The 25,689-nt window shown below is 68.6% G+C and carries 24 protein-coding genes and 2 pseudogenes; 13 read left to right on the forward strand and 13 right to left on the reverse strand.

Annotation, left to right across the window (positions count from 1 at the left end):
- Positions 1 to 3 precede the first annotated feature (3 nt).
- The 4 genes from fliI to fliF are packed head-to-tail and all read right to left on the reverse strand — an operon-like array spanning position 4 to position 4,972.
- Positions 4 to 1,551: a flagellar protein export ATPase FliI gene (gene fliI, locus ACV22Z_RS25445; protein ID WP_448079039.1), complete on the reverse strand. Its 1,548-nt coding sequence runs from the start codon at positions 1,549 to 1,551 to the stop codon at positions 4 to 6.
- Positions 1,545 to 2,228, reverse strand: coding sequence for a flagellar assembly protein FliH (gene fliH / locus ACV22Z_RS25450; RefSeq protein ID WP_448079040.1), 684 nt, complete (start codon positions 2,226 to 2,228; stop codon positions 1,545 to 1,547). Before fliH ends, fliI begins: the two co-directional genes overlap by 7 nt.
- Positions 2,221 to 3,216 carry a flagellar motor switch protein FliG gene (gene fliG / locus ACV22Z_RS25455; protein ID WP_448079041.1) on the reverse strand — a complete coding sequence of 332 codons (996 nt, stop codon included), beginning with the start codon at positions 3,214 to 3,216 and terminating at the stop codon, positions 2,221 to 2,223. The genes fliH and fliG overlap by 8 nt, the downstream gene beginning before the upstream one ends.
- A complete protein-coding gene (gene fliF / locus ACV22Z_RS25460; RefSeq protein ID WP_448079042.1) occupies positions 3,206 to 4,972 on the reverse strand; it encodes a flagellar basal-body MS-ring/collar protein FliF in 1,767 nt (588 codons plus the stop codon). The genes fliG and fliF overlap by 11 nt, the downstream gene beginning before the upstream one ends.
- Positions 4,973 to 5,233: 261 nt before the next feature.
- Between fliF and fliE the strand changes: the two genes are divergently transcribed.
- From fliE to ACV22Z_RS25490, 6 genes are all read left to right on the forward strand, one after another.
- Positions 5,234 to 5,578 carry a flagellar hook-basal body complex protein FliE gene (fliE, locus tag ACV22Z_RS25465; RefSeq protein ID WP_448079043.1) on the forward strand — a complete coding sequence of 115 codons (345 nt, stop codon included), beginning with the start codon at positions 5,234 to 5,236 and terminating at the stop codon, positions 5,576 to 5,578.
- A 252-nt stretch (positions 5,579 to 5,830) separates the two neighbouring features.
- Complete coding sequence (gene fliS, locus ACV22Z_RS25470; RefSeq protein ID WP_448079044.1) at positions 5,831 to 6,277, forward strand: flagellar export chaperone FliS; 447 nt, start codon at positions 5,831 to 5,833, stop codon at positions 6,275 to 6,277.
- Positions 6,274 to 6,606 carry a flagellar protein FliT gene (locus ACV22Z_RS25475; protein ID WP_448079045.1) on the forward strand — a complete coding sequence of 111 codons (333 nt, stop codon included), beginning with the start codon at positions 6,274 to 6,276 and terminating at the stop codon, positions 6,604 to 6,606. The genes fliS and ACV22Z_RS25475 overlap by 4 nt, the downstream gene beginning before the upstream one ends.
- A 105-nt stretch (positions 6,607 to 6,711) precedes the next feature.
- Complete coding sequence (fliK, locus tag ACV22Z_RS25480; protein WP_448079046.1) at positions 6,712 to 8,079, forward strand: flagellar hook-length control protein FliK; 1,368 nt, start codon at positions 6,712 to 6,714, stop codon at positions 8,077 to 8,079.
- On the forward strand, positions 8,076 to 8,402 hold the full coding sequence (locus ACV22Z_RS25485; protein WP_448079047.1) for an EscU/YscU/HrcU family type III secretion system export apparatus switch protein: 327 nt from the start codon (positions 8,076 to 8,078) through the stop codon (positions 8,400 to 8,402). The genes fliK and ACV22Z_RS25485 overlap by 4 nt, the downstream gene beginning before the upstream one ends.
- A 272-nt stretch (positions 8,403 to 8,674) precedes the next feature.
- Entirely contained in the window at positions 8,675 to 9,394 is a 720-nt protein-coding gene (locus ACV22Z_RS25490; protein WP_448079048.1) for a PepSY-associated TM helix domain-containing protein, read from the forward strand.
- Positions 9,395 to 9,493: 99 nt separating this feature from the next.
- On the opposite strand, the gene ACV22Z_RS25495 is transcribed toward ACV22Z_RS25490, so the two are convergent.
- The 9 genes and pseudogenes from ACV22Z_RS25495 to ACV22Z_RS25535 form a co-directional block, all read right to left on the reverse strand.
- Positions 9,494 to 10,519, reverse strand: a complete 1,026-nt coding sequence (locus ACV22Z_RS25495; protein ID WP_448079049.1) for an XdhC family protein — start codon at positions 10,517 to 10,519, stop codon at positions 9,494 to 9,496.
- A 377-nt stretch (positions 10,520 to 10,896) separates the two neighbouring features.
- Positions 10,897 to 12,300 (reverse strand): amino acid permease, encoded by a 1,404-nt coding sequence (locus tag ACV22Z_RS25500; RefSeq protein WP_448079050.1) that lies wholly within the window; start codon positions 12,298 to 12,300, stop codon positions 10,897 to 10,899.
- A 257-nt stretch (positions 12,301 to 12,557) separates the two neighbouring features.
- On the reverse strand, positions 12,558 to 13,214 hold the full coding sequence (gene rqpR / locus ACV22Z_RS25505) for a response regulator transcription factor RqpR (RefSeq protein ID WP_448079051.1): 657 nt from the start codon (positions 13,212 to 13,214) through the stop codon (positions 12,558 to 12,560).
- Between the two features lie 7 nt (positions 13,215 to 13,221).
- A complete protein-coding gene (gene rqpS / locus ACV22Z_RS25510) occupies positions 13,222 to 14,031 on the reverse strand; it encodes a quorum system sensor histidine kinase RqpS (RefSeq protein ID WP_448079052.1) in 810 nt (269 codons plus the stop codon).
- A 411-nt stretch (positions 14,032 to 14,442) separates the two neighbouring features.
- Positions 14,443 to 15,213, reverse strand: a complete 771-nt coding sequence (locus ACV22Z_RS25515; RefSeq protein WP_448079053.1) for a ferredoxin--NADP reductase — start codon at positions 15,211 to 15,213, stop codon at positions 14,443 to 14,445.
- Between the two features lie 213 nt (positions 15,214 to 15,426).
- A pseudogene (locus tag ACV22Z_RS25520) lies at positions 15,427 to 15,531 on the reverse strand (LysE family translocator); the annotation flags it as partial.
- A 52-nt stretch (positions 15,532 to 15,583) separates the two neighbouring features.
- Positions 15,584 to 16,402: an endonuclease/exonuclease/phosphatase family protein gene (locus ACV22Z_RS25525; RefSeq protein ID WP_448079054.1), complete on the reverse strand. Its 819-nt coding sequence runs from the start codon at positions 16,400 to 16,402 to the stop codon at positions 15,584 to 15,586.
- 5 nt (positions 16,403 to 16,407) lie between these two features.
- Positions 16,408 to 16,890, reverse strand: a complete 483-nt coding sequence (locus ACV22Z_RS25530) for a hypothetical protein (RefSeq protein WP_448079055.1) — start codon at positions 16,888 to 16,890, stop codon at positions 16,408 to 16,410.
- A gap of 156 nt (positions 16,891 to 17,046) precedes the next feature.
- Positions 17,047 to 17,235, reverse strand: a pseudogene (locus ACV22Z_RS25535) (nitroreductase); the annotation flags it as partial.
- A gap of 123 nt (positions 17,236 to 17,358) precedes the next feature.
- Here ACV22Z_RS25535 and ACV22Z_RS25540 point away from each other — a divergent pair.
- The 7 genes from ACV22Z_RS25540 (at position 17,359) to ACV22Z_RS25570 (ending at position 25,689) form a co-directional block, all read left to right on the forward strand.
- Positions 17,359 to 18,339, forward strand: coding sequence for an AAA family ATPase (locus tag ACV22Z_RS25540; protein ID WP_448079056.1), 981 nt, complete (start codon positions 17,359 to 17,361; stop codon positions 18,337 to 18,339).
- A 142-nt stretch (positions 18,340 to 18,481) separates the two neighbouring features.
- Positions 18,482 to 19,591: an NAD(P)/FAD-dependent oxidoreductase gene (locus ACV22Z_RS25545; RefSeq protein WP_448079057.1), complete on the forward strand. Its 1,110-nt coding sequence runs from the start codon at positions 18,482 to 18,484 to the stop codon at positions 19,589 to 19,591.
- Between the two features lie 333 nt (positions 19,592 to 19,924).
- Positions 19,925 to 20,239 (forward strand): high-potential iron-sulfur protein, encoded by a 315-nt coding sequence (locus ACV22Z_RS25550; RefSeq protein WP_448079058.1) that lies wholly within the window; start codon positions 19,925 to 19,927, stop codon positions 20,237 to 20,239.
- A gap of 189 nt (positions 20,240 to 20,428) precedes the next feature.
- Entirely contained in the window at positions 20,429 to 21,736 is a 1,308-nt protein-coding gene (locus ACV22Z_RS25555) for an MFS transporter (RefSeq protein WP_448079059.1), read from the forward strand.
- Between the two features lie 264 nt (positions 21,737 to 22,000).
- Complete coding sequence (locus ACV22Z_RS25560) at positions 22,001 to 23,629, forward strand: ABC transporter substrate-binding protein (RefSeq protein ID WP_448079060.1); 1,629 nt, start codon at positions 22,001 to 22,003, stop codon at positions 23,627 to 23,629.
- A 129-nt stretch (positions 23,630 to 23,758) separates the two neighbouring features.
- Entirely contained in the window at positions 23,759 to 24,769 is a 1,011-nt protein-coding gene (locus tag ACV22Z_RS25565; protein WP_448079061.1) for an ABC transporter permease subunit, read from the forward strand.
- 2 nt (positions 24,770 to 24,771) lie between these two features.
- A complete protein-coding gene (locus tag ACV22Z_RS25570; protein ID WP_448079062.1) occupies positions 24,772 to 25,689 on the forward strand; it encodes an ABC transporter permease subunit in 918 nt (305 codons plus the stop codon).

Here is a 25,689-nt window from a genome sequence, read left to right on the forward strand (position 1 = left end):
GTGTCAGCCTCCGTGGGTTCCGTGGGAATCGAACAGCGCATCGAGCCCGGCGAGGCTCGACGCGAACGGCGCGCATTCGCGAAAGCCCTGCTGCAGGAACGACTCGATGCGCGGATAAAGCGCGATCGCGCGGTCGAGCTGCGCGTCGCGGCCCGGCGCATAGGCGCCCACCGCGATCAGGTCGCGGTTGCGCTGGTAGCGCGACAGCATCTGCTTGAACTGGCGCACGCGGTCGAGATGCGGCTCGTCGATCAGCGCGGTCATCGCGCGGCTGATCGACGCTTCGATGTCGATCGCCGGATAGTGGCCGGCTTCCGCGAGCGCACGCGACAGCACGATGTGGCCGTCGAGGATCGCGCGTGCCGAATCGGCAATCGGGTCCTGCTGGTCGTCGCCTTCGGTCAGCACCGTGTAGAACGCGGTGATCGAGCCGCCGCCTTCCGGGCCATTGCCGGTGCGCTCGACGAGCGCGGGCAGCTTCGCGAACACCGACGGCGGATAGCCCTTGGTCGCGGGCGGCTCGCCGATCGCGAGCGCGATCTCGCGCTGCGCCATCGCGTAGCGGGTCAGCGAATCCATCAGCAGCAGCACGTGCTTGCCCTGGTCTCGGAAATATTCGGCGAGCGACGTCGCGTAGGCGGCGCCCTGCATCCGCAACAGCGGCGACACGTCGGCCGGCGCCGCGACGACGACCGAGCGTGCGAGGCCGTCCTCGCCGAGGATCTGCTCGATGAATTCCTTCACTTCGCGGCCGCGCTCGCCGATCAGCCCGATCACGATCACCTCGGCGCTCGTGTAGCGCGCCATCGTGCCGAGCAGCACCGACTTGCCGACGCCCGAGCCGGCGAACAGGCCCATCCGCTGGCCGCGGCCGACGGTGAGGAGCGCGTTGATCGCGCGCACCCCGACGTCGAGCACGTGATGGATCGGCTCGCGGTCGAGCGGGTTGATCGACGGTGCGGTGAGCGGCGCGTCGACCTTCGACGTCAGTGGGCCCAGGCCGTCGAGCGGCCGGCCCGACGCGTCGACGACGCGCCCGAGCATGTCCCAGCCGACCGGCAGCCGCTTTGCGCCCGCGAGCGGATCCGTGACCGGCGCGCTTTCGCGCGGCCACACGCGCGCGCCGGGCAGCACGCCCGCGACGTCGGTGGTCGGCATCAGGAACAGGCGGTCGCCGGAGAAGCCGACGACTTCCGCTTCCGCATGCGGCAGCGTGCTGCCGGGCGGCAGTTCGATCGTGCATTCGGCGCCGACCGACAGCCGCAGCCCGATCGTTTCGAGCACGAGGCCCGCCGCGCGGGTCAGGCGGCCGCACGGACGCAGCGGCAGCGCGTGATGACTGCGCGCGGACAGCGTGTTCAGGTGCGCACGCCAGTGCGCGAGATGCGGATTGTGCGGCGCGCGCGGCGCGTCGGGCGCGGCGGCCGGCGTCGGGTCGTGGGCGTCGTGCGTGGCGTGCGTGGCTTCGGGGCCGTACGATGCAAGCGCGAGTTCGCGTTCGAGCGGTGTCATCCCGTCGCGCGCGAACGATTCGGGCGTGCGCGTCACCATGCGCTCACCTTGCCGATCGCGGCGGCGACGCGCTGCCAGCGGGTCGGCAGCGTCGCGTCGACTTCACCCGTGGCCGCGTGCGCGCGGCAGCCGCCGCGCTCGATCGCCGCGTCGGTGCGCACGCTCCAGCCGAGCCCGTCGAGTTCTTCCTGCAGATAGGCCTCGACGACCGGCAGGTCGGCCGGATGCACCGCGAGGGTCGGCGCGCCGGACAGCGCGGGTTCGGCCGCGAGCACGTCGCGCACGGCGGCGACGAGCGCGGCGGGATCGTGCTTCACGTGCTGGCGTACGACCTGCTGCGCGATGTCGAGCGCGAGCTGCGCGAGCTCCGATGCGAGATCGTGCTCGGCAGCGGCGAGCGCTTCGCGAAACGACGCGGCGAGCGCCGCGAGTTGCGCGGCCTGCGCACGCGCTTCGGCCTGGCCGGCTTCGAAACCCTGCTGGTAGCCCTGCTCGTGACCGGCCTGGTAGCCGTGCGCCTGCCCTTCGACATGACCGGCCGACAGGCCTTCCGCATGCGCGGCGTCGCGCACGCGCTGCAGCTCCGCGGCGAGCGCGGCGGCGGCGGCGGCCGCGTCGTCGGGCGGCGGCGGGGGAGGCGGCGGGTCGAACGACGCCATCTCCCAGCGCTGGTACGCGGTCATGTCGCCCGTGCGGTCGCGCGCCGGATCAGACATATGCGTCTTCCGCCTTGCCGCCTAGCACGACCTGGCCATTCTCGGCGAGGTTGCGCACGATCTGCAGGATGCGGCGCTGCTGCGTCTCGACTTCGGACACGCGCACCGGGCCGCGCGCGTCGAGATCCTCGGCAAGCAGTTCGGCCGCGCGCTGCGACATGTTCGCGAGGAACTTCTGGCGCAGCGCGGGCGGCGCGCCCTTCAGCGCGATGATCAGCGTCTCCGACTCGACTTCCTTGAGCACCATCTGGATCGCGCGATCCTCGAGGTCGAGCAGGTTCTCGAACACGAACATCTGGTCGACGATCTTTTGCGCGAGCTCCGGATCGTACTGGCGGACGCTCTCGAGCACGCCTTCCTCGTGGATGCTCGTCATGAAGTTCAGGATCTCGGCCGCGGTGCGGATGCCGCCCATCGGCGAGCGCTTCAGGTTGTCGCTGCCGGACAGCAGGCCCGTCAGCACGTCGTCGAGCTCGCGCAGCGCGGCCGGCTGGATCCCGTCGAGCGTCGCGATCCGCAGCATCACGTCGTTGCGCAGCCGCTCGGTGAAGCACGACGCGATCTCGGACGCCTGGTCGCGGTCGAGGTGCACGAGGATCGTCGCGATGATCTGCGGATGCTCGTTCTTGATCAGTTCGGCGACCGCGCCCGAATCCATCCACTTCAGGCCTTCGATGCCGCTCGTGTCGCTGCCCTGCAGGATCCGGTCGATCAGCACGCCGGCCTTGTCCTCGCCGAGCGCCTTCGTCAGCACCGAGCGGATGTACTCGTTCGAATCGAGCGACAGCGCGGTGTGCTGCTCGGCGTCCTTCGCAAAATCCTGCAGCACGTCCTCGACCTGCTCGCGCGTGACGTTGCGCAGCGCGGCCATCGCCGCGCCGATCTTCTGCACTTCGCGCGGCGCGAGGAACCTGAATACCTGCGCGGCCTCTTCCTCGCCGATCGACATCAGCAGCAGCGCGCTCTTGGTCAAGCCTTCAGCGTTCATCGGACACCCAGTTTTTCACGACGGTTGCGACGATCTTCGGATCCTGGCGCGCGATCGTGCGCGCGTATTCGAGGTTGCGCTCGTAGCGGTTCTTCTCGCTTTCGAAGCCGAGCAGCAGCGCGTCGGTATCGTCGGATTCCTTCTCCGGCGCGGGCAGGCCGTCGAGCGCTACGGAATCGTCCGGCGACGGCAGCGACGGCGCGAGCGGCTCCGGCGGCGGGAACGCGCGGCGCATCGCCGGGCGCACGAACATGAAGTAGAGCGCCGCTGCGGCCGCCGCGATGCCGAGCCATTTCGCGGCTTCCTTCGCCATCTCGATCACGTCGGGCTGGCGCCACCACGGCAGGTCGGCATATGGATCGGCCGTCGTCGAGAACGTGCTGTTGACGACGTTCACCGAATCGCCGCGCTTCGCGTCGTAGCCCATCGCATCCTTCACGAGCTGCTCGACCTGCGCGAGTTTCGCGGGCGGCAGCGGCTGCATCGTCACGTGGCCCTTCGCGTCGGCGACCGGCTGGTAGTTGACGACGACCGCGACCGACAGCCGCTTCACGTTGCCCATCGACTGCTCGACGTGGCGGATCGTCTTGTCGAGCTCGTAGTTGGTCGTCGAATCCTTGCGGTCGCTGATCGGCGTCGCCTGCGGCCCGTTCTGGCCGTTGCCCGCGACGATCGGCGCGGACGCCGGCTGCGGCGGCGTGTTCGACAGCGCGCCCGGCACGCCCGATGCGCCGCCTTGCGACAGCTCGGTCGCGGTGCTGGTCTGCTGGCTGCGGATCGCGGCCTGCTGCGGCACGCCGTTCGGGCCGTAGCTTTCCGAGGTCTGCTCGAGCTTCGAGAAATCGACGTCGGCGCTCACCTGCGAGCGCGCGTTGCCGGCACCGAAGATCGGCGCGAGGATCGCGTCGATGCGCTTCTGCGTGTTGCGCTCGACCTGCTGCACGTACTTGAGCTGGCTCGCGTCGAGGCCGGTCGCGGACGCCGGCTGGGTCAGCAGGTTGCCGTCCTGGTCGACGATCGTCACGTTCTTCGCGGACATGTCGGGCACGCCGGACGACACCATCCGCGTGATCGCCTGCACCTGGCCTTCGTCGAGCACGCGGCCCGGGTAGAGATCGACGAACACGGACGCGGTCGGCGCCTCGCGGTCGCGCACGAACACCGACGGCTTCGGGATCGCGAGATGCACGCGCGCGCCCCGCACCGCGTTGATCGATTCGATCGTGCGCTGCAGCTCGCCTTCGAGCGCGCGCTGGTAATTGACCTGCTCGGCGAACTGGCTGATGCCGAATTTCTGGTTGTCCATCAGCTCGAAGCCGACCGAGCCGCCTTTGGGCAGCCCCATCGCCGCGAGCTTCAGGCGCGTCTCGTGGACCTGGTTCGCCGGCACGAGGATCGCGGCGCCGCCATCCGTGAACTTGTAGGGAACGTTTGCCTGCTGGAGCGCGGCGATGATCGCGCCGCCATCGCGGTCCGACAGGTTGCTGTACAGCACGCGGTAGTCGGGCGCGCGGCTCCACAGCACGAGCGCGACGATCACCGCGACCGCGAACGCGGCGGCGATCACGAACGGCAGCTTCGGATTGCCCTTCATCCGCGCGATGCCGGGAATCCGTTCCGCGAAGCCGCCGAGCCCGAAGTCCGCGCCTGCGCCGCCGGTGCCCGGCAGCGCCGCGGCCGCGGCGGCGCCGGGCGCGGGGCTGGCGAGGCCCGTGCGGGCGTCGGGGGTGATCAGCGAATTGGCCTGCGAATCCATGCGTCGAGGTTCTCCGGAGCGGGGCGACTGACCCGCTCGGACGAGCGGGCGGACAATGACACGGTGCGATTATCGGGACGCCGCCCGCGATCCGATCGCCCGAAAAGAGCGGGGTTTCCCCCGTACTTTCGGGGCTTTGCCGCACGGTGCGCTGCTAAGCTTTGTCGCGATCCGGCATGGCGGCAACGCGCGGCGTGGCGCGCGGGCAGCCGGCCTCGGCCCCGCCTTGGCCCATAAAGGCCCTTTATCTCTGGAGACGGCATGACTGCGAACGTGAGCGGAATCGGTTCGGTGTTGCAACAGATGCAGGCGATGGCTGCGCAGGCGTCGGGCGGCGCGGCGAGCCCGGCGGCGGCGCTCGCGGGCTCGGGCGCGGCGACGGCCGGCACGTTCGCGAGCGCGATGAAGGCGTCGCTCGACAAGATCAGCGGCGACCAGCAGCACGCGCTCGGCGAGGCGCAGGCGTTCGAGGTCGGTGCGTCGAACATCTCGCTGAACGACGTGATGGTCGACATGCAGAAGGCCAACATCGGCTTCCAGTTCGGGCTGCAGGTCCGCAACAAGCTCGTGAGCGCGTACAACGACATCATGCAGATGTCGGTTTGATGGGCGGGCCATCCCGCGGCGGGCGATCCCGGGGCGGGCCATCCCGCGGCGGGCGATCCCGGGGCGGGCCATCCCGGGGCGGGCTATCCCGCGGCGGGCCATCCGGGGCCTGCCCATCCCGCAGCCGGCCATCCGGCTACCCCCGGCCCGTCTAAAGCTTTTGGTTTCCATTCCGATAACTTCGGGAGAAGGCCGCGCCGTGCGCCGCACGGGTGGACGCCCCGTATTGAAAGCATCAACAAGGAGAAGCGCATGTTTTCCCCAGGACACGCTGGAGCCAATGCGTACGCGCGTGTCGGCGTCGAGACGGGGGTGATGGGCGCCTCCCCGCATCGCCTGATCGCGATGCTGTACCAGGGCGCGCGGCAGGCCGTCGCGCTCGCGCGCATGCACCTGCAGCAGGGCAACGTAGCCGGGCGAGGCGAAGCGATCGGCAAGGCGATCCGCATCGTCACGAGCGGCCTGCAGACATCGCTGAACCGGGACGCGGGCGGCGAGGTCGCCGCGCGCCTCGATGCGCTGTACGACTATATCGGCCGGCGGCTGCTGGAAGCGAACGCGCAGGCCAGCGACGCGATGCTGGTGGAAGTCGACGGGCTGCTCGCGACGCTCGAGGAAGCGTGGACCGGCATCGGCCCGGAAGTCGCGCGGATGGGCGCACAACAGGCCGCACAACAGGCCGCGGCAGTGTCGCGATGAATCGCAACGCGGAGTACCTCGCACGCTACGAGGCGATTGCGGCCGTGTCCGGCTGCATGCTGCGCGCGGCGCGCAGCGCCGACTGGGGCGCGCTGTCGGCGCTGCAGCAGGAATACCAGCAGCTCGTCGACGGGCTGAAGGACGCCGGGCCGGGCGTCGTGCTCGACGAGTCCGAACTCGGCCGCAAGCTCGACCTGATCCGCCGCATCCTCGCCGACGACGCGGCGATCCGCGATCTTGCGAGCCCGGAAATCGCGCGGCTGTCCGCGCTGTTCGAGACGCGGCGCTCGACGAAGGTGCTGTCGGATCTGTACCGCGCGCGCGGCTGACCGCGCGGCGCGCCTCCTGAGGTTGTCCGGTATCGCCCGGCGCGTCGCGCCGGGCGCCGTTCCGGGTATTTGCATCGATGTCGCAGAGGTGAGCAGGCCCCGATCATGACCGGTATCGACACCGTAGCCGCCGCGTTGCTCGCGAGCCGCATCGACAGCCTGCTGACCGATGTCGTGGTGCCGCCCGCCGGCGGCGGCGCGGCGGCACAGGTCGGCACGCCCGCCGCCGGCGCGTCGCCCGCACCGGTGCCGGCCGCACCCGCCGCCAGCGCGCCGCAGGCGTCCGTGCAAATGGCGCTGTCCGACGTCGCGCTCGCGCTCGATGCGATTTCGCGCTTCGGCGGCGACGCGACGCCGGCCGTCGTCGGGCGGGTGCCGCTGCTCGCCGATCCGACCATCCTGCTCGCCGATCCCGCGCCGCCGGGCGGCACGGACATGTCCGCACCGCAGGACGCGTCGCGCGCGCCGGCGCTGCAGCCCGATCGGGCTGTGTCCGCGGCCCAGTCAGCACGCGATGCGTCCGTCGCGACGCTGCGCGCGTCGCTCGCGCAGGCGGTCGGCGAAAGCGGCCTGTTCTACGAATCCCATCTCGCTCAATGGCTGGCCGGGCAGCGGCCGCTCGCCGCGCTGCTGCGCGAGCCGCAGGCGCGCCTGCCTGCGCCGGCACCCGCCGGCGCGGCCGAGGCGCCCGAGGCGCCCGACGATACGCTCGACGTGCTGCTCGCCGCGCGCTTGCCGCTGCCTTCGGCGCCGGTGGCCCGACCCGCCGCGTCCACGCTGCCCACGCTGCCGGCCGGCACGCCGCCGAACGCGGCCGCTCACGATTTGCTGTCCCCCAATGCGCTGCCGTCGCGGCTGTCCGCTGCGGCGAACCCGCTCCAGGACGCGGCCGATTCCCGCTTTATGCCCGCGCGCGCTGCGCTGGCCAGCGCAGCGCCGGACACGCCGGCTGCGGCGCAGGCGAGCGTGCATCCCGCCGCGGTGCCGCTGATGCGCCAGCAGCTCGACGTGCTCGCGACCGACCAGTTCCGCTGGATCGGCGAAGCGTGGCCGGGCGCACGGCTCGACTGGACGGTCGAACCGGATGGCTCGGGCGGGCAGGCGGCGCGCGGTGGCGACGCGGGCGACGGCATCGCGTGGCGCACGCGCCTGACGCTGACGCTGCCGTCGCTCGGCACCGTCGATGCGGAACTCGTGCTGAACGGCGCGCAGCTCGTCGCGCGGCTGCGCGCGAACGAGGCGGGCGCCGAGCGCCTGACGCGGCACGAAGCCGCGTTCCGGCAGCGGCTCGAAGCATCGGGGCTGCAGCTCGGCGGGCTGTCGATTCGTGCGGTCGACGGCGCGCCCGACAGGTTCGACGCATTCGCCGTGCAGGCCGCGCAGGCCGCGGCCAGCGCGTACGCGCGCGGCGCACGCGATGCGGCCGCCGGCGCGCCCCGCGACGCCGGCCCCGCCGACGGCATCCCGCAATGAGCGCGCCGTCCCGCAAGCGCGCGGCCGCGCTCGTCTACGACGCGAAGGGCGGCGACACCGCGCCGCGCGTAATCGCGAAGGGCTACGGCGCCGTGGCCGAGATGATCGTCGCCCGCGCCCGCGATGCGGGCCTCTACGTGCATACCGCGCCGGAGATGGTGTCGCTGCTGATGCAGGTCGATCTCGACGACCGGATTCCGCCGCAGCTCTATCAGGCGGTCGCCGAGCTGCTCGCGTGGCTGTATGCGCTCGAGCGTGCCGACGGCGACACCGGCAACGCGGCTGGCGCGGGGCCGCGCTTTCCGCTGCCGCCGCTGCGCTGAGCGCGGGCAGGCGGGGCCGCGCTCGGCTGCATGCCCCGGCTCCCGCGCACCGCCAGGAGATTGCCCATTTGGGCGGGATGACTGGCTGCCTGGCGGGCGAACGGACGAACAGGCGAACGGACGTCGGCGGCTGCGCCGATCCCGCGATGCGTCCCTTGCGGATTGAGCGCGACGGCGATTTGTGTAATGATATCCATTCTCATTTAATGGCAAGCGGGCGGCACGCGATCCGAGCGTGCCGCCCGTTGTTTTGAACGAATGGAAACCTTCGCGTGAACGCGCCCGAAACGATCGATACGCCGCACGCCGGCGTCTCTGTGCTGCGCCCGGCGGCACGCCCGTTGAGCGACGACGAACTGGCCGCACGGCGTCAGCGCTCGCGCCGCGCGACCTTCATCAAGTGGCTGCGCAAGGTGCACGGCTGGGTGGGGCTGTGGGGTGCGGTGCTCGGGCTGCTGTTCGGCGTGACGGGCGTGCTGCTCAACCATCGCGCGCCGCCGCTCGCGATCCGCACCGGCGAGCCTCAGGTGGAGCAGCTGCAGCTCGCGCTGCCGGATCCCGTGCCCGCGACGCCCGCCGCGATGACCAGGTGGCTTGCCCGCGAGCTGCGCTTCGACGGCCGTCCGGGCCGCGTGCGCAAGGAGCCGGCGCAGCCCGTCGCATGGGGCGACAAGCGCGTGATGCAGCCCGAGCACTGGCAGTTCGGCCTGTTCGGGCCGCACCAGAACCTGCAGGCCGAATACTGGGTCGGCAACGGCTACGTATCGGTGAAGCGCACCAGCAACTCGTTCCTCGCGACGCTGAACAGCCTGCACCGCGGCGTCGGCATGAACCTCGGCTGGGTACTGCTGATGGACACGATCGCCGGCTCGCTGATCCTGCTGTCGTTGACGGGCGTGCTGCTGTGGACCGAGCTGAACAAGCGGCGCACGGTCGGCGTCGTGCTGGTGGCCGGCTCGGTCGCCGCGGCGCTCGTGGCAGGCCTCGCCTAGCGCATGTTCGCGAAACCAAGAGAATTCTTTCTGGCGGCCAGCGCAAGCCCGCTATTAGCGTGAATCGGCCCGAGCGACAGCGCAAGCCGGCGCCGCGCGTCAGATGTCGCAGGCCTCGCCGCCGCGCGCCGCGATTTCGCGCGCAGCCTTCGCGCCTTCGACCTGCAGGATCGTCGGCAGCGACACGTTGTTCTTCGCGGCCGTGACTTCGGCGAGGATCGAGATCGCGATTTCCGGCGGCGTGCGGCTGCCGATGTAGATGCCGGCCGGCCCGTGCAGCCGCGCCAGTTCGGTTTCGTTCAGGTCGAATTCGCGCAGCCGCTCGCGCCGCGCCGCGTTGTTGCGCCGCGAGCCGAGTGCGCCGACGTAGAACGCGGGCGTCTTCAGCGCTTCCATCAGCGCGAGATCGTCGAGCTTCGGATCGTGCGTGAGCGCGACCACCGCCGAGCGCGCGTCGAGCTTCATCTCGAGCACCGTGTCGTCGGGCATCGTGTGCACGACACGCGTGCCGGGCACGTCCCAAGCGTCCGTGTATTCCTCGCGCGGGTCGCACACCGTCACCTGGTAGTCGAGCCCGACCGCGATCTGGCACAGGTAGCGCGACAGTTGCCCCGCGCCGATCACGAGCATCCGGTAGCGCGGGCCGTGGATCGTCACGAGGCGCGCGCCGTCGAACGCGACGCCGTCGGTCGCCAGCGCGGGCGATAGCGACGCGCGGCCGGTCGCGAGCGTCATCGTGCGCGTGACGAGGCGGCCGGCCTCGACCTCCGCGCACAGCGCGGCGATGCCGCTGTCGCGCGTGAGCGGCTCCAGCACGAGCTGGATCGTGCCGCCGCACGGCAGCCCGAAGCGGTGCGCTTCCTCGGCCGTCACACCGTATTTCACGGCTTCCGGGCGCGCGTCGGCGGCGATTCCGCTCGCATGCACGCGGGCGATCAGGTCGTCCTCGATGCAGCCGCCGGAGACGGAACCGACGACGAGCCCGTCGTCGCGCACCGCGAGCATCGCGCCTTCGGGGCGCGGCGACGAGCCCCACGTCTTCACGACCGTCACGAGCAGCACGCGGCGGCCTTCTTCGATCCAGCGCGCGCTTGTCTTCAGTACGTCGAGATCCACACTTTCCATCGTCGTTGCCTCATTGCTTGCGCGCGTCGTGCCAGGCCGTCGGGGGCGTCGCAGGGAGATGACGCGGTCGGCGGACGGCGGCGGGCTGCCGGTCTGGCCTGGAGGGCGGGAGGGCGGGAGAGCGGGATCACCGGCCGGCCCGCTACCGCCCGCCGGACTCGACGCGCGAGATTGGGCGCATTATGAACCGGCTGCCAGAGGCTTGCTCGGGCCGTGCGCAATTCGGACGGCCGGTGGCCGCGCATCGTACGCGGGGTGCCGATTGCGGCGCCGACAAAGCAAACGGCGCGCTCGCGAGGCGGCGCGCCGTTTCAGGGGAGGTGGCCGGCGCGCCGCCGATGCGGGGCGCGCCGTATGCCTGCGTCAGTTTGCCGGCGTCAGTGCGCCTGCTGGCCGTGCGCGAGCTTCGAACGGCTGCGCGAATACCCGAAGTAGATCACGAGGCCGATCACGAGCCACACGGCGAACGCGATCCACGTGACGGGCTGCAGGTTCAGCATCAGGAACAGGCACGACGCGACCGCGAGGATCGGCACGACCGGCACGCCGGGGCAGCGGAACGCGCGCGGCAGGTCCGGGTGCGTGCGGCGCAGCACGAGCACCGCGATCGACACCATCGAGAACGCGGCGAGCGTGCCGATGTTGATCAGTTCGGCGAGCACGTTGAGCGGCACGAGCGCGGCGATCAGGCCGAAGAACAGGCCGACGAGCCAGGTCGTCAGGAACGGCGTCGAATAGCGCGGATGCACGCGCGACAGCGTCGCCGGCAGCAGGCCGTCGCGCGACATCGCGAAGATGATGCGGGTCTGGCCGTAGCTCATCACGAGGATCACGGTCAGCATGCCGAGCACGGCGCCGAGGTCGATGAAGCCCGCGACCCATTTCTCGCCGGCGATCTGCAGCGCATACGAGATCGGGTGCGAGATGCTCGCATACTGCGCCGCCGGGACGATGCCGGTGGCGACTGCCGCGACCGCGACGTACAGGAACGCGCAGACGGCGAGCGACGCGATGATGCCGATCGGCAGGTCGCGCTTCGGGTTCTTCACTTCCTCGGCCGCGGACGACACCGCGTCGAAGCCGATGAACGCGAAGAACATCACGGCCGCAGCGCCGAACACGCCGTTCCAGCCGTGCGGCATGAACGGCTTCCAGTTCGCCGGCGTGACGTGGAACACGCCGACCGCGATCACGAGCAGCACCACCGACACCTTGATGAACACCATGATGTTGTTGATGCGCGTCGATTCGCGAATGCCGATCGACAGCAGCGTCGTGATCACGATCATCACGAGGAACGCCGGCAGGTTGAACCACGTGACGACGCCGGGCACCGCGCCGGGCGCGGCTGTCAGCACGGTCGGCAGCGTGAGGCCGAAGCCCTGCAGCAGCGACTGCAGGTAGCCGGACCAGCCGACCGACACGGCGGACGCGGCGAGCCCGTATTCGAGCATCAGGTCCCAGCCGATGATCCATGCGACGAGTTCGCCGAGCGTGGCGTACGAATACGTGTAGATCGAGCCGGCGACCGGAATCGTCGACGCGAACTCGGCGTACGACAGCGCCGCGAGGCCGCACGCGATTGCGGCGATCACGAACGACAGCATCAGCGCCGGGCCGGCCTGGACCGCGCCGGTGCCGGTCAGCACGAAGATGCCGGTGCCGATGATGGCGCCGATGCCGAGGAACGTGAGGTCGATCGCGCCCAGCGCTTTCTTGAGCCCGGCGGCGTGTGCGCCGGCGATCATGTGATCGACGTTTTTCTTGCGGAAGAGAGACATTGCGGATGGATGGCCGGCACGCGCGCTCGCGTGGGGGCGGTGAGTGAGTGAAAACCCGTAATTTTAGCCGATTTGACGCGAATGACCCGTTGCGACGCAACGGCCATGCGGCAAATCGTCCGATAAAACAAGCGCTTGGCGCGCCGCTGGGGGGGCGCGCGACGCATGCGCGCCCCAGCGCACGTTCCCGTAACGCCAAAATTCCTCTGGCGGCCGGCGCAAGCCCGTTATTGGCGTGAACAGGGCGTGAACAGGCCCTAAGCGCCGGCTGCGGACGCCATGTCGACGAGCCGGTTGCTCATCACGTAGAAGGTCAGTTCCGCGTTGTTCGACAGCCGCATCTTCTCGAGCAGCCGCGAGCGGTAGACGCTCACCGTCTTCACCGACAGCGACAGCGTGTTCGCGATGTCGGTGAGCCGCTTGCCGGACGCGAGCATGCACAGCGTCTGGTATTCGCGGTCCGACAGCTTCTCGTGCGGCATCGGTTCGTTTTCGAACGACACGTATTCGGCAAGCGCCTCGGCCATCGCCGGGCTCACATACTTGCGGCCCGCGGCGACCTGCTGGATCGCGGAGATCATCTGCGCGGCATTGACCGTCTTCGACAGGTAGCCGGCAGCGCCGGCCTTCAGCGCGCGCACCGCGTACTGATCCTCGCGGTACATCGAGAACATCAGCACCGGCGTGCGCGGCAGCTTGCGCTTGAGGCGCTTCAGCGCCTCGATGCCGTTCATGTCGGGGAGCGAGATGTCGAGCAGGATCACGTCGAATTCACGCTTGTCGACGACGGCCATCGCTTCGCCGCCGGTTTCCGCCTCGGCGACGTCGCGCGCGATCCCGCGATCGATCAGCAGGTGCCGGATGCCTTGCCGGACGATCGCGTGATCGTCGACGAGCAGGATGTCGAGACTCACGGCGCCCTCACGAAAGCGGCGCGCGACGCGCGGCCGCGGGCGCTGCGAACAGCGCGTCCCACGCGAAGCGCGCGGCGACGCGGGTGCCGCTGCCGGCCGTCGGCGTGGACAGCTCGAAGCTGCCGCTGAACGCCTCGCAGCGGGTGCGCATGCCGGCGAGCCCGTAGCCGTGATGGCGGGTGCGCGAGAAACCGGTGCCGTCGTCCGTGACGATCAGGGACAGATACATTGCGTCTGCTTCGATCCGCACGTCGGCGGATGACGCACGCGCGTGCTTCGCGACGTTCGACAGCGCTTCCTGCGCGACGCGGAAGATCGCGAGTGCGCCCGGGCCCGCGAGCTGCGGCAGCCGCGCGTCGGCCGCGCAGACGAAGCTCGTATACAGGCCCGTGCGTTGCGCATAGCTGTCGATCCACGCCGACAGTGCGTGGACGAGGCCGCCGTCGAGCGCCGGCGTGTCGCGTTCGGCGATCAGGCGCCGGTTCGCGTCCGTCGCGGAGTCGAGCGCGCGCTGCGCGAGATCGAGCGCGCGCCGGCAGCCTTCGGGCACGTCCGCCGGCAGCCAGGTTTCGATGTTCGCGAGCGCGAAGCGCGCGGCGGTGAGTTCGGCGCCGAGGCCGTCGTGCAGTTCGCCGGCCAGATGGCGGCGAGCCGCCTCATCGGCGGCGAACAGTTCGGCGGACAGCGCGGCGATGCGCGCGGCGAGCGCGTCGCGGCTCGCCGCGGTCGTGACATGGGGCGGGGTGGCGGCCGGCGTGTGCGGCTGCGACGGGAACGGGGCGTGGGCGCACTCGGGCGCGCTAAGCGACGTATCCATGACTCTCCCTGCTGTCAGAAAGCGATTCAGACACCGATCGGCGGCGCATGCCGGATGCCGCTCCGGCGACAGTTGCCGCGAGAGATTCGCATTGTGCCGAAGTAACAAAATTTACATTTTGTAACAACTTATTCCGACCTTCACGCGCTTCCGAAATGCAGCCGCGCGCCGCGAATAATATCTCAAAATATCGGGAAAGGTCATGTCGGGCGGACATTTAAGGGTAAATGTGAATAATCGGATTGAACTCGGGTGTAGGAAAAACACCTACACGGGAGCTGCCGGAGGTGGCGTATCGAAATGTAACCAGTTGACGTGACAGGATCGTAGATTGTTACGAATCCGCCAAGCCCGCACGAAAAAAAACCGGAGCTTTCGCTCCGGTTCTTGATGCGGCTCAATTAGGGTGGATCAATCGACGAACGCGCGCTCGATCACGTAGTGGCCCGGTGCGCTGTTCTTGCCTTCGACGAGGCCGGCCTGCTTCAGCAGGTCGGTCGTGTCCTTCAGCATTGCGGTGCTGCCGCACAGCATCACGCGGTCGTGTTCCGGCGAGAACGGCGGGACGTCGAGATCGCTGAACAGCTTGCCCGTCGAGATCAGGTCGGTGATCCGGCCTTCGTTCTCGAACTCCTCGCGCGTGACCGTCGGGTAGTAGACGAGCTTTTCCTTGATGATGTCGCCCAGGTACTCGTGGCCCGGCAGGTCGTGCTTGATGTAGTCCATGTACGCGAGTTCGCCCTTCAGGCGGCACGTGTGCGTCAGGATGACCTTGTCGAAGCGTTCGTAGATGTCCGGATCGCGGATGATCGACATGAACGGCGCGAGGCCCGTGCCCGTCGACAGCATCCACAGCGTCTTGCCGGGCAGCAGGTTGTCGGCGACGAGCGTGCCGGTCGGCTTCTTGCCGATCAGCACGGTATCGCCGACCTTCAGGTGCTGCAGGCGCGACGTCAGCGGGCCGTTCTGCACCTTGATGCTGAAGAACTCGAGATGCTCTTCGTAATTCGGGCTGACGATGCTGTATGCGCGCGCGAGCGGCTTGCCGTCGACCTCGAGGCCGACCATCGTGAATTCGCCGTTGTTGAAGCGCAGGCTCGGCTCACGGGTGCAGGTGAAGCTGAAAAGCGTATCGGTCCAGTGGTGGACGGATTGGACGGTGGCGGTGTCGTATTTGCTCATGACTTCGAAAACAGACGCGTGTAACGGGCCCACGAACGGGCGAAAAACGAGGGCGTCGGCCCGATCCGGGGATCGGCCGGCCGGCGCGCCGAACACGCGCCTTCTCGATGACAGACGATTGAGGAACTCGTTATTTTACCTTGACTGTGCGAATCGCGCCCTTGACCCCGGCGGATGCGCGGATTTGGCGCAACATTCTCTTTCGGGTTGCTTTCAGTCGCCGGCCGCGAGCTTCGCGCCGAGGCCGGCGAGCGCGGTGCCGCTCAGCGCGTCGAGCGGGCGGCGCACGCGGCGGTAGTCGCGCTGCGCGCGCGGGTTCGGAAGCGGGGCAAGCCGCTACTCTGGCGCGCCGCGGGCCGCGCCGTTGCCATCATTGCGGATCGAGACGCAGGCGTGCGATGTACGGCAGGTGATCCGACAGCCACGCGGTCTCGCCGGATGGCGCGCTCCATTCGAGCGGCGTCATCCCGCGCACGAACATCTTGTCGAGCGCGAGTGCCGGCGAGAACGCAGGGAACGTGCGCCCCGATTCGCCGAGCAGCGTCGCGACCTCGGACAGGCCGATCTCGGCGAACAGCGCGACGGAGTCGTTGCGCCAGTCGTTGAAGTCGCCGGCCAGCACGAGCGGGCCGTCCTTCGCGTTGCGCACGATCCAGTGCGCGATCCAGTGCATCTGCCGCAGCCGCGCCGCGCGCGTGAGCGCGAGGTGCGCGCACAGCAGCGTGACGGGGCGCGACCCGGCGAGCGTCGCGCGCGCGACGAGCAGGCCGCGCCGCTCGAAGCGGTGCGCGGAGATGTCCCAGCGGCCGCCGAGGTCGAGCGGGTGCGGCGACAGGATCGCGTTGCCGTGCCGCCACGACGGCTTGAACACGTTCGGGCCGAGCGCGATCTGCCAGTCGAGCGCATGCGCGATCTCGGTCGCCTGGCAATGCCAGACGTCGTCGTACGCATCGTCCATCTGCGCGCCGAAGCCGGGCGCGAGCACGGGCCGCGGCATGCGCCGCGCCATCGCTTCCTGCAGGAAATACACGTCCGCGTGCGTCGACTGCATCCAGTTGCGCATCGCGTTCCACGCGGTGAAGCCGAGCGGCGAGCGTCCCTTGTGCAGGTTCCAGCTCACCGCGGTGAGTTCGTCGGGCGCGGCATGCGGCTCGGCGAACGGGAGTGACAGGGCATCTGACGCTGGCATGTCGGTCAGTCCTTCGCGACGTGCGCGCGCACGCGGTAGACGAGGTGCGGATGCTGGTCGATGAGCGTCCAGTCGGTCCACGCGTCGCCGCCGACCGACAGCCCCGGATGGCTCGCGACGATCTGTCGCGGCGACGCGGGCACGCACGGATCGCCCGGCTTCGCGTTCGGATCGTCGAGCGTTTCCTGCACGTCGAGCGCGAGCGAGATCGCGTTCGCGTCGACGACGAGCGGCGCGACGGTCACCGCGCGCGAGCGCTCGGTCGGCACGACGCGTGCCTTGTCGCCGCAGCCGACGGAGACGTCGGACGGGTAGCGGTGGGTGTCGGTGCGGGTCTGACCCACGGTGGTGTTTTGCTGGAACGTGTCGATCGTCTGACCGTCGCGCACCACCTGGATTTCCCATGCGACGACAGCCGGCGCGGGGCTCTGCGCATGGGCGGCAAGCATGACGCTCGCCAGCAGGGCGGCCAGGCCGTGTTTCAGCATGAAGCCTCTCCGGAATCGCGGGTAGCGGGGGAACGGACGCACATCTTACGCCCGCTTGGCGCCGATCCACATCGTCATCGATGGGACCGGATGCGGCGCGACGGGTTCGCTGCGCGACGCGGTCCTGCTAGAAAGGTAAGTGCGGGTCGCGCGTTTTCAAGCAAAAAAACGCGCGAACTCCGCGACGCTCGCGCGCTCGGTGACGACGCGGTTCTCGATCGCGTCCGGGTCCGCATGGCCGAGCGACATCCCGCACACGAGCTGCTCGTTGGCCGGCATGCCGAGGTGTTCGGCGACGATCCGGTGAAACGGCACGAACGCGGCCTGCGGGCACGTGTCGAGGCTGCAGCGAGCGTGCTCTGTCAGCAGCACACGCGGGCGGCTGCTTGCTTGCACTCGAGTGGCGTCCCGCTACACTGAAATCGAAAGGGTCTGATGGAGCGGCACGCAAGCGGTAGCGAGGTTGGTATGACGACGGCGATGGTGAAACAGGAACTGGCGGTGGCGTCCTTCAGCACGGTGTATGACCTCGAACAGGTCGAGACCGCGCTGAGCGACCTGAACGAAGGCGCGAGCGACGCACTGCGCGCCACTTACGAGAGGATGCTCAAGACCGGCAATCTGCGCTTTTGCGTGAAGCCGAACCGGATGCCTTCGTTCGACGCGCTCGGCGAGGCGCTGCCGAATTTCACCGAGCCGCTCGACGACGTGCGCAAGCAGGTCGCACTGTGCCTCGAGACCGACGACCGGCTCGAGCTGATGCCGATCCTGCTGCTCGGGCCGCCGGGCATCGGCAAGACGCATTTCGCGAAGGAACTCGCGCAGCTTCTGGGCACGTCGTATCACTACGTGCCGATGAGTTCGCTGACCGCGGGCTGGATCCTGTCAGGTGCGTCGTCGCAGTGGAAGAACGCAAAGCCCGGCAAGGTGTTCGACGCGCTCGTGAACGGCAGCTATGCGAACCCGGTGATCGCGGTCGACGAGATCGACAAGGCCGGCAGCGACGCGCAATACGATCCGCTCGGCGCGCTGTATGCGTTGCTCGAGCACGACACCGCGCGCGCGTTCGTCGACGAATTCGCCGAGGTGCCGATCGATGCGGGCAACGTGATCTGGGTCGCGACCGCAAACGACGCGCAGGCGATTCCGGAGCCGCTGCTGAACCGGCTGAACATCTACGAGATCGCGCCCCCCGACGCGGCCGGCGCGCGCCGCATCGCGCAGACGATCTACGACGAGATCCGCACGTCGCACGCGTGGGGCCGGCGTTTTCCGGACACGCTCGGCGACGACGCGCTCGACGTGCTCGCCGCGACGCCGCCGCGCACGATGCGGCGCGCGCTGCTGCACGCGTTCGGCGCCGCGCGCCTCGACGGCCGCGATGTGATCGAGCCGCGCGACATCCGCGCGGACGAAGGGTCGACGAAGCGCCGGCCGATCGGGTTCTGAAACCAGCATTGAAGGTGGGAGGGTCGTAGCGAGCGAGGCAAAACCGGGGCGAAACATCCGGCTACACATGTGTCCGACATGCGGGCGAACCGGGACGTACAATCGTCTTCTCTCCCTCGACGCGCTAACGACGCGAAAAGCCATGGAGCAGATGGACTGTGTGGTGATCGGCGCGGGAGTCGTCGGGCTCGCGATCGCCCGCGAACTGGCCGCGCGCGGCCGCGAGACGCTCGTGCTCGAGGCGGCCGACGCGATCGGCACCGGCACGAGTTCGCGCAACAGCGAGGTGATCCACGCGGGGCTCTACTATCCGCGCGGCTCGCTGAAGGCGACCTCGTGCGTGCACGGCCGCGACATGCTGTACGAATTCTGCGAAACGCATCACGTGCCGCATCGCCGCGTCGGCAAGCTGCTCGTCGCGACGTCGGCGGCGCAGGTGAAACACTTGAAGGCGATCGCCGTGCGCGCCGAGGAAAACGGCGTGCTTGACCTGATGCCGCTCACGCGCGGCGAGGCGCAGACGCTCGAGCCCGAGCTAGAGTGCGTCGAGGCGCTGTTCTCGCCGAGCACGGGCATCGTCGACAGCCATCAGCTGATGCTCGCGCTGCTCGGCGACGCCGAACGCCACGGCGCCGTGTGCGCGCTGAAATCGCCAGTCGAATCGATCGACGTGCTGCGCGGTGCGCGCTTCGTCGTGCGCACGGGCGGCGACGCGCCGACCGAGCTCGAGGCGGGCTGCGTGATCAACAGCGCGGGCCTCGGCGCGCAGGCGCTCGCCCGCCGCACGCGCGGCCTCGATCCGCGCTGGGTGCCGCCGCTCTATCTCGCGCGCGGCCACTATTTCAGCCTGTCCGGCCGCGCACCGTTCTCGCACCTGATCTACCCGATGCCCGACCGGGCCGGCCTCGGCATCCACCTGACGCTGGATCTCGCCGGGCAGGCGCGCTTCGGCCCGGACGTCGAATGGGTCGACGCGTTGCGCTACGACGTCGATCCGGCCCGCGCGGACGCGTTCTGCACGTCGATCCGCGCGTACTGGCCGGCGATGCCGGACGATGCGCTGCAGCCCGCGTATGCGGGCATCCGTCCGAAGATCGCGGGGCCCGGCGAGCCGCCAGCCGATTTCATCGTGCAGGGGGCGGCGCAGCATGGCGTGCGCGGGCTCGTGAACCTGTTCGGCATCGAGTCGCCGGGGCTCACCGCTGCGCTCGCGCTCGCGCAGCGCGTCGGCGAGATGACGGCGTACGGGTGACGGCGTACGGGTGACGAAGCGCGGGTGACGGCAGTGTGGGTGACGGCAGTATGGCAGCCGTATGAACCGGTCATGTGACATGCGTTATCTCCGGCATCGGGGCGCGACAAGCGCGGGCGCAACGCGGTTTTGCGCCGAAGGAGCACGTCGGCCCGACGAGCGCCGGCGGTTATTGAGCGGAGATGGCGGAACCGTTGAAGGACGATGGCGGCAGCCGTGCGAATTCCCTTATCTCCGGCATTTCGGGGCGCACATTTGCGTGCATGGGCGTTATGCTGTCAGTCGGCTGTCGCTAGAACAGCTTTCGAATCGAAAACATTGGAGCGAGTCCCCATGAAAACATCCCGTCGGAGTTTCCTGATTACGAGCGTCGGCGTCGTATCCGCCATGGCGCTGTCGCGCGAAGCGCTCGCCGCCGATCTGCCGATGCTGTCCGAGACCGACCCGACTGCGCAGGCGCTCGGCTACAAGGCGGACGCGACGAAGGTCGACAAGGCGAAGTATGCGAAGTATGCAGCGGGCCAGGACTGCGCCGCGTGCATGCTGTACCAGGGCAAGGCGGGCTCGGCCTCCGGCCCGTGCGGCGCGTTCCCCGGCAAGCAGGTGTCGGCGAAGGGCTGGTGCAGCGCATTCACGAAGAAGGCGTGACGCCCGCGCGGCATCGTGCGGTGCCGCAATCCCGCGAAAAAACGCGAAACGCCCGCCATCGGATGATGGCGGGCGTTTTTTATTGCTTGAAATCGGTTCCGCACCTTTCTACACTCGCTCCAAACCGCATGCACGGCAGCAGCCTCGCCGCGCATACCGTTACGGCGACTTCACGAGGACGACACACGCATGGCGACGATTGCGGGTTCAACGAAGACGGTCAGGCCGGATCGCGCGCTGAACCGGCGCGCCGTGGTGGCGGCGGTCATCGGCAACGCGCTCGAATGGTACGACTTCACGGTCTTCAGCTTCATGGTCGTCGTGATCGCCGAGCTGTTCTTCCCGACGACGAGCGAATACTCGTCGCTGCTGCTTGCCACCGCGACGTTCGGCGTCGCGTTCTTCATGCGGCCGATCGGCGGCATCGTGCTCGGGCTGTATGCGGACCGCGCGGGCCGCAAGGCCGCGCTGTCGCTCGTGATCCTGCTGATGACGGCCGGCATCTTCCTGCTCGCGGTCGCGCCACCGTATGCGGCGATCGGCATCGGCGGCCCGCTGATGATCGTGTTCGGCCGCCTTCTGCAAGGCTTCTCCGCAGGTGGTGAATTCGGCAGCGCGACCGCGCTGCTGATCGAGGCCGCGCCGTTCTCGAAGCGCGGCTTCTACGGCAGCTGGCAGATGGCGAGCCAGGCCGCAGCGCTCTTGATCGGCGCGCTCGTCGGCGCGGCCGTCACGCGCGGCCTCACGCCCGACGCGCTGCGCGCATGGGGCTGGCGCGTGCCGTTCATCATCGGGCTCGTGATCGGCCCGATCGGTTTCTACATCCGCCGCCATCTCGCGGATTCCGAAGCGTTCCTGCATGCGCAGCAAAGCGCGCGCCGCGCGACGCTCGGCGACGTGTTCACGCGCCATTCGCGCGAGGTGCTGTGCGGGCTCGGCTCGGTGATCGCGCTCACCGTGACGATCTACGTGCTGATCAGCTACCTGCCGACCTTCGCGGTGAAGCAGCTGAAGCTGCCGTACGCGCAGTCGTTCTACGCGGTGATCGTCGGCAACCTGCTGCTCACCGTGCTGTCGCCGGTCGCGGGCGCGTGGTCGGACCGCATCGGCCGCAAGGGGCTGTCGCTGTGGTCGCTCGTGCTGACGCTCGCGCTGATGTATCCGCTCTTCGCGTGGCTCGACGCGGCGCCGAGCATCGCGCGCCTCATCACCGTGCAGGCGCTGCTGTCGGTGACGCTCGCGGGCTACTACGGGCCGTTCGGCGCGATGATCGCCGAGCTGTTTCCGGCCAACGTGCGCTCGACCGGACTGTCGATTGCATACAACGTCGCGGTGATGCTGTTCGGCGGTTTCGGGCAGTTCATCGTCACGTGGCTGATCAAGGCGACCGGCTCGCCGCTCGCACCGACTTACTACGTGATGGCGGGGCTCGCGATGTCGATCGTCGCGGTCGCGTTCGTGCCGGCGCGCAGCGCGGATCTCGACGCGCGCGGCTGAAGCGGCCGAAGCGGCTTCGGCGCGCGTCCGTTCGCCGCAGTGCAGTAACCGTTTAGTTGCCGGACGACACATTCACCGCATCGGCGGAACCGTCGCCGCTGCGCGTCACGGCACTTTTTGCGCGCGAAAAACATCCGCAAAAACCCGCGTCTGCCCGTCTAGAAGAGTTTTTTCTCCAGCTTGTTGCAGAATCACCGGCTCAAGTAATATCCGCGTACGCCGGGCCCCCGAGGGACCGGTTCCGAACTGGAGACTGGAGGAAACATGGAACACAACCGTCTGTTGCACACCCTGCGTGTTACCGCCATGGCAGGCGTGGCAGCGGCATCGTTCGGCATCGCGGGATCTGCATTCGCACAGGTCCCGAACAAAACGCTCGTCTACTGCTCAGAAGGCAGCCCGGCGGGCTTCGATTCCGCGCAATACACGACTGGCGTCGACTTCACCGCCGCCACGTTCACCGTCTATAACCGTCTCGTCGAATTCGAGCGCGGCGGCACGAAGGTCGAGCCGGGGCTCGCCGAGTCGTGGGACGTGTCGTCCGACGGCAAGGTCTACACGTTCCACCTGCGCCACGGCGTCAAGTTCCACACGACCGACTTCTTCAAGCCGACGCGCGAATTCAACGCGGACGACGTCGTGTTCACGTTCCAGCGCATGCTGGATCCGAACCAGCCGTTCCGCAAGGCCTACCCGGTGTCGTTCCCGTACTTCACCGACATGGGCCTCGACAAGCTGATCACGAAGGTCGAGAAGGTCGATCCGTACACCGTGAAATTCACGCTGTCGGAACCGAACGCACCGTTCATCCAGAACATGGCGATGGAATTCGCGTCGATCCTGTCCGCCGAATACGCGGACCAGCTGATGAAGGCCGGCAAGGCCGCCGACATCAACCAGAAGCCGATCGGCACGGGCCCGTTCATCTTCCGCAGCTACACGAAGGACGCGACGATCCGTTTCGAAGGGAATCCTGACTACTGGAAGAAGGGTGAAGTGAAGATCTCGAAGCTGATCTTCTCGATCACGCCCGACCCGGGCGTGCGCGTGCAGAAGATCAAGCGCAACGAGTGCCAGGTGATGAGCTATCCGCGTCCGGCGGACATCGCGACGCTGAAGGCGGAATCGGATGTCGCAATGCCGTCGCAGCCGGGCTTCAACCTCGGCTACCTCGCGTACAACGTCGAGCACAAGCCGCTCGAGAAGCTCGAGGTGCGTGAGGCGCTCGACATGGCGATCAACAAGAAGGCGATCCTCGAGTCCGTGTACCAGGGCGCCGGCCAGGCCGCTTCCGCGCCGATGCCGCCGACGCAATGGTCGTATGACAAGAACCTGAAGTTGCCGGCCTACGACACCGCGAAGGCGAAGGCGCTGCTCGCGAAGGCGGGCCTCGCGAACGGCTTCGAGATCACGCTGTGGGCGATGCCCGTGCAGCGCGCGTACAACCCGAACGCGCGCCTGATGGCCGAGATGATCCAGGCCGACTGGGCGAAGATCGGCGTGAAGGCGAAGATCGTCACGTACGAGTGGGGCGAGTACATGAAGCGCGCGCACGCCGGCGAGCAGGACTCGATGCTGATCGGCTGGACGGGCGACAACGGCGACCCCGACAACTGGCTCGGCACGCTGCTCGGCTGCGAGGCGATCAAGGGCAACAACTTCTCGAAGTGGTGCTACAAGCCGTTCGACGACCTCGTCCAGAAGGGCCGCACGACGACGGGCCAGGACGCACGCACGAAGATCTACACGCAGGCGCAGCAGATCTTCGCGCAGCAGTTGCCGTTCTCGCCGATCGCGAACTCGACCGTCTACCAGCCGGTGCGCAAGAACGTCGTCGACATGCGCATCGAGCCGCTCGGCTACGCACGTTTCGACGGAGTTAGCGTGAAGTAACACGGCAGGCGTAAGCTGTCAGGGTCTGGACAGACCCCACATGACCAGCCTGAACCCATCCGGCGGCGCGGGGCCACGAGCTCCGCGTCGCCGGTCGCATATTTCCCACGAGAAAATACGAGACGCATCATGCTCCGATTCGTGTTGCGCCGCGTAGGCATGGTGATCCCGACCTTCATCGGCATCACCATCCTCGCATTCGCGCTGATTCACCTGATACCGGGCGACCCCATCGAAGTGATGATGGGCGAGCGCGGCGTCGATCCCGTCATGCACGCAGAGGCGATGAAACGCCTGGGGCTCGACCAGCCGCTGCCCGTGCAATATTTCCACTACATCGGCCGTGCGCTGCACGGCGACCTCGGCACGTCGATCGTGACCAACACGAGCGTCGCGGGCGAGTTCTTCGCGCGCTTCCCGGCGACCGTCGAACTGTCGCTGTGCGCGCTCTTCTTCGCGCTCGCCGTCGGCCTGCCGGCCGGCGTGATCGCGGCGCTGCGGCGCGGCTCGATCGTCGACCACGGCGTGATGGGCACCGCGCTGACCGGCTACTCGATGCCGATCTTCTGGTGGGGCCTGATCCTCATCATGGTGTTCTCGTCGACCCTCGGCTGGACACCCGTGTCCGGGCGCATCGCGGTCGAATACGACTTCCCGCACCCGACGGGCTTCATGCTGATCGACGCGCTGCTCGCGCCCGACGAAGGCTCGTTCAGGTCGGCGGTCAGCCACCTGATCCTGCCCGCGATCGTGCTCGGCACGATCCCGCTCGCGGTGATCGCGCGGATGACGCGCTCGTCGATGCTCGAAGTGCTGCGCGAGGACTACATCCGCACCGCGCGCGCGAAGGGGCTGTCGCCCGTGCGCGTCGTCGTCGTGCATGCGCTGCGCAACGCGCTGATCCCGGTCGTTACCGTGATCGGCCTGCAGGTCGGCACGCTGCTCGCCGGCGCGGTGCTGACCGAGACGCTGTTTTCGTGGCCCGGCGTCGGCAAGTGGCTGATCGATGCGATCAGCCGCCGCGACTACCCGGTCGTCCAGGGCGGCATCCTGCTGATCGCGACGCTCGTGATCGTCGTGAACCTGGTCGTCGACCTGCTGTACGGCGTGCTGAACCCGCGCATCCGCCACACGAGGTAACCATGAGCAACGTTCAAAACACTCTGCCGCGCGAAACCGCGCCGGTCAGCGGACGCGCGCTCGCGCTGCGCGAATTCTGGAGCAACTTCTCGCGCAACCGCGGCGCGGTGGGCGCGGGCATCGTCGTGCTGGTGCTGATCGTCGTCGCCGTGTTCGCGCCGCTGCTCGCGCCGCACAGCCCGATCGAGCAATACCGCGACTACGTGAAGATCCCGCCCGCCTGGCTCGACGGTGGCAACTGGAAATTCATCCTCGGCACCGACGAAGCGGGCCGCGACATTCTTTCGCGCCTGATGTACGGCGCGCGGATGTCGTTCTGGATCGGCTTCGTGTCGGTCGTGCTCGCGCTGATCCCCGGCATCGTGCTCGGCCTCGTCGCCGCGTTCTTCCAGAAATGGGCCGACACGCCGGTGATGCGCGTGATGGACGTGCTGCTCGCGCTGCCGTCGCTGCTGCTCGCGGTCGCGGTGGTCGCGATCATCGGCCCGGGCCTCACCAACACGATGTTCGCGATCGCGATCGTCGCGCTGCCGGCCTACGTGCGTCTCACGCGCGCGTCCGCGCTCGGGGAGCTGCAGAAGGAATACGTAACGGCGTCGCGCGTGGCCGGCGCCGGCACGCTGCGCCTGATGTTCTCGCAGGTGCTGCCGAACTGCACTGCGCCGCTGATCGTGCAGGCGACGCTCGGCTTCTCGTCGGCGATCCTCGACGCGGCCGCGCTCGGCTTCCTCGGCCTCGGCGTACAGCCGCCGACCGCCGAGTGGGGCGCGATGCTCGCATCGGCGCGCGACTATATCGACAACGCATGGTGGATCGTGACGATGCCGGGCCTGTCGATCCTGATCTCGGTGCTCGCGGTCAACCTGCTCGGCGACGGGCTGCGCGATGCGCTCGATCCCAAACTGAAACGGATGGCATGA

It is taken from the genome of Burkholderia sp. PU8-34 (genome assembly GCF_053427725.1).